7 protein-coding genes and 1 pseudogene are annotated in these 6,396 nt (G+C 65.0%); all 8 read right to left on the minus strand.

Annotated elements, in window-relative coordinates; all coding sequences use genetic code 11:
* Positions 1 to 228: 228 nt before the first annotated feature.
* A complete protein-coding gene (locus JHD07_RS12495) occupies positions 229 to 531 on the minus strand; it encodes a nucleoside triphosphate pyrophosphohydrolase family protein (protein WP_291622438.1) in 303 nt (100 codons plus the stop codon).
* 25 nt (positions 532 to 556) lie between these two features.
* Positions 557 to 1,084 (minus strand): carboxymuconolactone decarboxylase family protein, encoded by a 528-nt coding sequence (locus JHD07_RS12500; protein ID WP_291622439.1) that lies wholly within the window; start codon positions 1,082 to 1,084, stop codon positions 557 to 559.
* Between the two features lie 509 nt (positions 1,085 to 1,593).
* Positions 1,594 to 1,953, minus strand: a complete 360-nt coding sequence (locus JHD07_RS12505; protein WP_291622440.1) for an OB-fold domain-containing protein — start codon at positions 1,951 to 1,953, stop codon at positions 1,594 to 1,596.
* Positions 1,953 to 3,086, minus strand: coding sequence for a thiolase family protein (locus tag JHD07_RS12510; RefSeq protein WP_291622441.1), 1,134 nt, complete (start codon positions 3,084 to 3,086; stop codon positions 1,953 to 1,955). Before JHD07_RS12510 ends, JHD07_RS12505 begins: the two co-directional genes overlap by 1 nt.
* 147 nt (positions 3,087 to 3,233) lie before the next feature.
* Positions 3,234 to 4,433: a CoA transferase gene (locus JHD07_RS12515; protein WP_291622443.1), complete on the minus strand. Its 1,200-nt coding sequence runs from the start codon at positions 4,431 to 4,433 to the stop codon at positions 3,234 to 3,236.
* Positions 4,434 to 4,547: 114 nt separating this feature from the next.
* Positions 4,548 to 4,754 carry a hypothetical protein gene (locus JHD07_RS12520; RefSeq protein ID WP_291622445.1) on the minus strand — a complete coding sequence of 69 codons (207 nt, stop codon included), beginning with the start codon at positions 4,752 to 4,754 and terminating at the stop codon, positions 4,548 to 4,550.
* A gap of 173 nt (positions 4,755 to 4,927) precedes the next feature.
* Entirely contained in the window at positions 4,928 to 6,097 is a 1,170-nt protein-coding gene (locus JHD07_RS12525) for an acetyl-CoA acetyltransferase (RefSeq protein WP_291622447.1), read from the minus strand.
* Positions 6,098 to 6,154: 57 nt separating this feature from the next.
* Positions 6,155 to 6,396: pseudogene (locus JHD07_RS12530) on the minus strand (keto-hydroxyglutarate-aldolase/keto-deoxy-phosphogluconate aldolase); the annotation flags it as partial.

Raw genomic sequence — 6,396 nt, forward strand, 5'->3', positions numbered from 1 at the left:
AGCAGCATCCGCGCGCCAGCGAATGCATCATGCGCAACCTGGCTCAGTTGCTCGCGGACCGCTTGATCGTCGCCAATGCTAAGGTCGATATTCTGACGTCGACGTAATGAACGAAGTTGTCATGCCCGGGCTTGTCCCGGGCATCCACGTTCTTCGTACCGCTTGGCAAGACGTGGATGGCCGGGACAAGCCCGGCCATGACGCCGGAGTTCCCAACTCAAGCTTACACTACCGGCTCGCCGCTTCGCTGATACGTCGCTTGATCTTGGCGGCACTGGCATCGAGCAGCGCGGATGGCTGCTGGCCGGTGGCGGCGCACAGGCAGGCCCAATAGTAGACGACATCGCCGAGTTCTTCGATGAGACCCGCCTTGTCGAGCCAATCGTCGCGCAAGAGCTTCTTGATGTGCTCGGCGACCTCGCCGGCTTCACCGGCAAGACCTAGGCCCAGGTAGGACAGCCGCTCGTTGGACGGATGTTGATCGACTTTCGCAATGCTCGCGGCCCAGGCCGCATATTCATCGATCGTCATGGGCATCCTCGCGGTAAGTTTCGAATCAGCCCACCACTTCCGTGACAGGCTGGAGATCGATCTCGAACGTCTCCAGGAATTTCGACGTCATGATGTAGAAGCCGACCGAGAGCTGTAGCTCGACCAATGCACCCGGCGTCAGCTTCGACGCGATCGCCTTGAACGTCGCGTCCGTCGGCTTCTTCAGCTTCACGATCTCGTCGGTGAAGGCGAGCGCGGCGCGCTGGATCTCATTGAAGCAGGACGCCGCCTGCCAATTCTCGAGCGCCTCGTTCTGCTCGTCGGTGACGCCGACATTGCTGCCGATGCGCTTGTGCGCGACGATCTCGTACGGAGCTTCGCACAAAATGCCGGTGCGGGTGATCGCAAGCTCGCGCACGACCGGATCAAGCTCGCCCTTGTGCCTGATAGCGCCGCCGAGGCGGCAGTACTGCTCGAGATAGCTCGGCGAGTGCGCCATCATGCGGAAGATGTTGGCGTTGCGGTTCTTGTCGAGGATTTCGCGGGTGCGGTCGGAGACCTTGGAGGTGTCGCTGTAATCGATGCGGGCCATGATTTTCCTGAAGGTTTCCCTGAGTTTTTGATGCTTTTTGTCGTTGCCGGCGACAGGCTCTCGAAACTCTATTCCCGCGCCGACGCAGGAGCAACATCATCGAGTCAAATTGCCGCCGCATTGCTGATCGACCCTGAGACAATCGATATTCGCCGCGTGGGGACAGATCGCGGTGAGTACTCGAGAAATGGGGTGTTCCGAGTAAAAACAATTGGCCGGCTTTGCGCTTCACCGCGCATCGACGAGTCACGCCCAAGTCTAGGGAGAAAGCGGCATGAAGGAAGCCACCAAGGGGGCCGCCTCGGGAGCGCTCGCGCATATGCTGGCGGTGACGGCGATGCTCGTCATCGCCAGCATCTTGTTCTACGGGCGCTGAGTTCGAGTTTCAGCGTTTTCGTCATTCCGGGGTGGCCCTCCCGGGACCGCGCATCGCGCGGCCCCGGCGGGCCAAGCCCAGAATACCCGTTCCAGGCTCGGTCGCATGACCGCCCCCGAATGACGGATCCCCGCTATCGGCCCTTCATGAAGTACGGCACCAACTTTCCGGCGAACGGCTTGAAGCTCGCGATGACCGAATCGCCGATGGCCAGATCATCGTCGCCATGGGCCATCATGCGAAAACCCTCGGCACAATCGACCAGAAGGATGTTGTAGGGCACGTGCGCCCGCGTCTCGGGCGTTGCAGCGCGGCAGACCAATGAGGTCGCATACACCCTGCCCTTGCCGCTGGCGCGTTGGTCGCTCGGATCAGGTGCGCCGCAGGCGGCGCAGAAGGCGCGGTGGAAATACTGCACATGACCGCACGCGTCACAGGCCTGAAACGTGATGGCCTCTTCGCCCTTGGTCCAGTCCGCGAGACGTTCGCTCATCACACTTGCTCCAGGAACATGCTCACGTGGGACGACAGCACGCCGCCGTCGCCATGCAGGAGAGCGATCGAGGCATCACGGACCTGGCGGGCACCCGCCCGCCCCGTCATCTGCAGATGCGCCTCGACCAGATGCGCCATGGCGCCGCCGACCCCGCAATGGCCGTAGCTGAGCAGACCGCCGTGGGTGTTGAGCGGCATGGCGCCGTCGCGGCCGAAATGGCCTGATCGGACGCGCGCCGCCGCCTCGCCGCGGCCGGCAAGGCCAAGGTCTTCCAGCAGCATCGCGAGCGTGATCGTAAAGCTGTCGTAGATGGCGGCATAGCGCACGTCGGAGATCGCAAGGCCCGTGGCCTCCCTGGCACGTGCGATGGAGATCTCGGCGCCGAGTTCGCCGAGGCCTGGCGCGGCCGTGACATGCTGGTGGGTGTGCGCCTGGGCGCAGCCGCGGATGCGCACGCCCGCTTCCCCGGTCCGTTCGCTGCTGATGACGAACGCCGCGCCGCCGTCGGACACCGGGCAGCAATCGAGTAGCTTGAGCGGCATTGCGACCGGCTTCGAGGCCATGACGTCGGCGACCGTGATGGGATCGTTGAATTGCGCGCCGGGATGGGTGCAGGCGTGGGCGCGCATCAGCACGGCGAACTCGGCAAGGTCCTCTTCGGTCACGCCGTATTCGTGCATGTAGCGGTTGGCGACGAGGCCGTAATAGGCGGGGATCGTCGGGCCGAGCGGCACCTCGTAATCGGGATGGCCGACCTGCGCCAGCGCCTGGATCGAGGCATCGCGGCTCTGCCCGGTGAGCCGGTTCTCGCCGGCGACGACGAGCACGTTGCGACAGACGCCTGCTTCGACGAGGTGATGCGCCAGCATCGTCATCGCGAGGCCCGTAGCACCGCCGACCTGCACGGCGTGGGCGTAAGCAGGGCGAATGCCGAAATGCTCGGCGAAGACGGTGGCGAGCATGATGTGCGGCGAGACGGTGGAGTAGCCGCAGAGAATGCCGTCAATGTCCGGGCGTTTGAGCCCGGCATCGTCGAGGGCGGCCTCGGCAGCCTTGCTCATCAGGTCGAGCGAGGACGAGCCCTCGTGCTTGCCGAACGGCGTGAGGCCGACGCCGGTGATTAAGCTCATCTCTGCTCCTCGTCATTCCGGGGCGGCCCGAAGGGCCGAGCCCGGAATCCATCGAGCGGCATGTGCGGAGGATAAATGGATTCCGGGCTCGCGACTTCGTCGCGCCCCGGAATGACGGATGAGAGAATTTTGGTCATTTCACTCCCCCTACTCCGGCGCCGCGCGCGTGACGCCGTCGCGGACCATGGCGGCGATCTCGTCCTGGGAATAGCCGATCTCACAAAGAATCTCCGCACCGTGCTCGTTGAGCCGCGGCGCGAGCCGCACCGGCTCGGCCTCGGTCTCCGACCAGGTTGCCGTCACCTTCATGCTGCGGATCGGGCCTTCGGTCGGATGGGTCACGACCGGGAAGAACCCGGTCGCTTCCAGATGCTCGTCATGCAGAATCGAGGCGAGGTCGTGCATCGGCATCACCGGGACGTCCGCCTTGGTCAGCAGCTCGATCCATTCGGCCGTGCTGCGCGTCTCGAAGATGCGCGCGAGCTCGGCGTAGACCACATCAATGTTGGCGGCGCGGCCGGCGAAGGTCGCGAATTTGGGATCGGCGCGGAGGTCATCGCGCCCGGTGGCCTTGAAGAAGTTCTCCCATTGCTTGTCGTTGTAAACGATGACGCTGAGATAGCCGTCCGCGGTCTTGTAGGGCCTGCGGTCGCGCGAGAGATGGCGGGCATAGCCGCCCTTGTCGAGCGGCGGCTCGAAGGTGAGCCCGCCCATGTGATCGCCCATGACGAATCCCGCCATGGTCTCGAACATCGGGATGTCGACGCGTTGGCCGCGGCCGGTGCGGTCCCGGTGCACCAGGCTGGCGCAGATCGCGCCCACGGCGGTGAGGCCGACGATGCGGTCGACCAGCGCGTTCGGCACGTAACGCGGCACGCCGTCGCCGGTCTGCGCCATCAACGCCGGCAACGCGGTGGCGCCCTGGATCAGGTCGTCGTAGGCGGGTTTTGCGGCATAGGGCCCGTCCTGGCCGAAGCCGAACACGCCGGCATAGACCAGACGCGGGTTGATGGCGGAGACGACGTCATAGCCGAGCTGAAGCCGCGCCATGGCCTGCGGGCGGACGTTGTAGACGAGCACGTCGGCGTCCTTGAGCAGCCTCAGCACGGCCTCACGGCCGGCGGGCTTCTTCAGATCGAGGCAGATCGAGCGCTTGCTACGGTTGGTGTTGAGGAACACCGGACCCATGCCGGCGTGGCGCATGGGGCCGATCAGGCGGGTGACGTCGCCGTCGAGCGACTCCACCTTGATGATGTCGGCGCCGTAATCGCCGAGCATCTGGGTCGCATAGGGGCCCATCAGCACAGTGGTCATGTCGATGACCTTGATGCCCTTCAGCGGCCCCATCCTTCGCTCCCGATTGCGCGGGGCCCAACTGCCCTCGCGATTTCGGTCCAGCTAACGGCAGCGCCGCCGCGCGCGCAAGGGCGGGCGGCGTATGGCGGCATGCATCGTCGGCCGCTATTTCTTCTGGCGGGATTCCCGGATCTTCCGGAGCCGCTCGAGCTCATCATTCTGCTGATTGAGGCGGTCCGCGATGCGCGACTCGCTCTGCTCGCCCGAGGCGGCCGCGGCCTGCTCGATGAGCTGGCGGATATTGTCCTCGAGGATCGCGATGCGATCGTTCAGCGCGTCCATCGACAGGGAGTCTTCGTAGTCAGTGCTCATGATGCATTCCCTGCAAACCAAATCAGGAGCATTAAGGCGGGCCGAAGCCGACCCACCATGATCTAGCGCAAGGGTCGTAGGGTGGATTAGCCGCAGGCGTAATCCACCGAAGCCGTCCCCGCGGAGACAAAGGAGGTGGGTTACGCCTTTCGGCTAACCCACCCTACGCAACCCTACTTCAGTGGCTCCAGTACCGAGACGTAATTGGCGACGGCAGCGCCGCCCATGTTGAAGATTCCGCCGAGCTTGGCGTTCTTGAGCTGCATGCCCTCGGGCGCCTGTCCCGCGAGCTGCATCGCGGTCATCACGTGCATGGAGACGCCGGTGGCGCCGATCGGGTGCCCCTTGGCCTTGAGGCCGCCCGACGGGTTGACCGGCAGCTTGCCGTCCTTGAGCGTCCAGCCCTCCTTGATGGCGCGGGCACCCTGCCCCTTCGGCGTCAGGCCCATCGCTTCGTATTCGATTAGCTCGGCGACCGTGAAGCAGTCATGGGTCTCGACGAAGGAGAGATCGGACAGCGTGATGCCGGCCTTCTCCAGCGCGCGCTGCCAGGCGACAGTGCAGCCCTCGAATTGCAGGATGTCACGCTTGCTCATCGGCAGGAAATCCTGGGCGTGCGCGGTGGCGCGGAAGCCGATCGACTTGCTCATGGTCTTGGCGGTCTCGGCATCGGCCAGCACCAGCGCAGCGGCGCCGTCGGACACAAGCGAGCAATCCGTCCGCTTCAAGGGGCCGGCGACGTAGGGGTTCTTCTCGCTCTCGGCGCGGCAGAAGTCGAAGCCGAAATCCTTGCGCATCTGGGCGAAGGGATTGGCGACGCCGTTCTTGTGGTTCTTGGCCGCAATCAGCGCCAGCGCATCGGACTGGTCGCCGTACTTCTGGAAGTAGGAGCTGGCGATCTTGCCGAACACGCCGGCGAAGCCGCCGACCGTGTCGCCGTCCTCGGGCAGATAGGAGGCCTTGAGCAGGTTCTTGCCGATTTCGGCGCTCGGCGTCCGCGTCATCTGCTCGACACCGACGACCAGCACGACCTTGGCCGCTCCTGCGGCAATCGCGCGCAGGCCCTGGTGAACGGCGGCAGAGCCGGTGGCGCAGGCGTTCTCGACGCGGGTCGCGGGCTTGAAGCGCAGGTTTGGGTCGGCCTGGAGCACCAGCGACGCCGTGAAATCCTGCGGCGAGAAGCCGGCGTTGAAATGGCCGAGCACGATCTCGTCGACGTCGCCGGCCGAAATGCCGGCATCCGCCAGCGCCTCATTTGCCACGCGGGTCACGAGGCTTTCGACGGTTTCGGTGTCGAACTTGCCGAACGGCGTATGCGCCCATCCGACGATGCTGGCGGTCATGGTCATTTCTCCCTGGAGGCTTCCTGAGCTAAGTCTTAGCCCAGGGATGGCACGACTTCACGCGGCTTTCAGCGCCTTGACGGTCCGCTCGCAGATGGCAGTTATGCCGGCCCAGTTCCCGGCCCGGATCTCGGCCGTTGGGCACAGCCAGGACCCGCCGACCGCAACCACGTTGGGCTCGGCCAGCCAGGTCGCCGCATTGGCCTCGCCGACCCCGCCGGTCGGGCAGAACCGGACGCTCGGAAATGGCCCGGCCAGGGCGCGCAGGCCCTTGATGCCGCCGGCCTGCTCGGCCGGGA

This window comes from Bradyrhizobium sp., from assembly GCF_016462955.1.
In the GTDB taxonomy this organism is placed as follows: domain Bacteria; phylum Pseudomonadota; class Alphaproteobacteria; order Rhizobiales; family Xanthobacteraceae; genus Bradyrhizobium.

Bases quoted from the DNA above. Each gene is read 5' to 3' on its own strand.
- JHD07_RS12495 (WP_291622438.1), bottom strand. From the start codon at position 531: ATGACGATCGATGAATATGCGGCCTGGGCCGCGAGCATTGCGAAAGTC.
- JHD07_RS12500 (WP_291622439.1), bottom strand. From the start codon at position 1,084: ATGGCCCGCATCGATTACAGCGACACCTCCAAGGTCTCCGACCGCACC.
- JHD07_RS12505 (WP_291622440.1), bottom strand. From the start codon at position 1,953: ATGAGCGAACGTCTCGCGGACTGGACCAAGGGCGAAGAGGCCATCACG.
- JHD07_RS12510 (WP_291622441.1), bottom strand. From the start codon at position 3,086: ATGAGCTTAATCACCGGCGTCGGCCTCACGCCGTTCGGCAAGCACGAG.
- JHD07_RS12515 (WP_291622443.1), bottom strand. From the start codon at position 4,433: ATGGGGCCGCTGAAGGGCATCAAGGTCATCGACATGACCACTGTGCTG.
- JHD07_RS12520 (WP_291622445.1), bottom strand. From the start codon at position 4,754: ATGAGCACTGACTACGAAGACTCCCTGTCGATGGACGCGCTGAACGAT.
- JHD07_RS12525 (WP_291622447.1), bottom strand. From the start codon at position 6,097: ATGACCGCCAGCATCGTCGGATGGGCGCATACGCCGTTCGGCAAGTTC.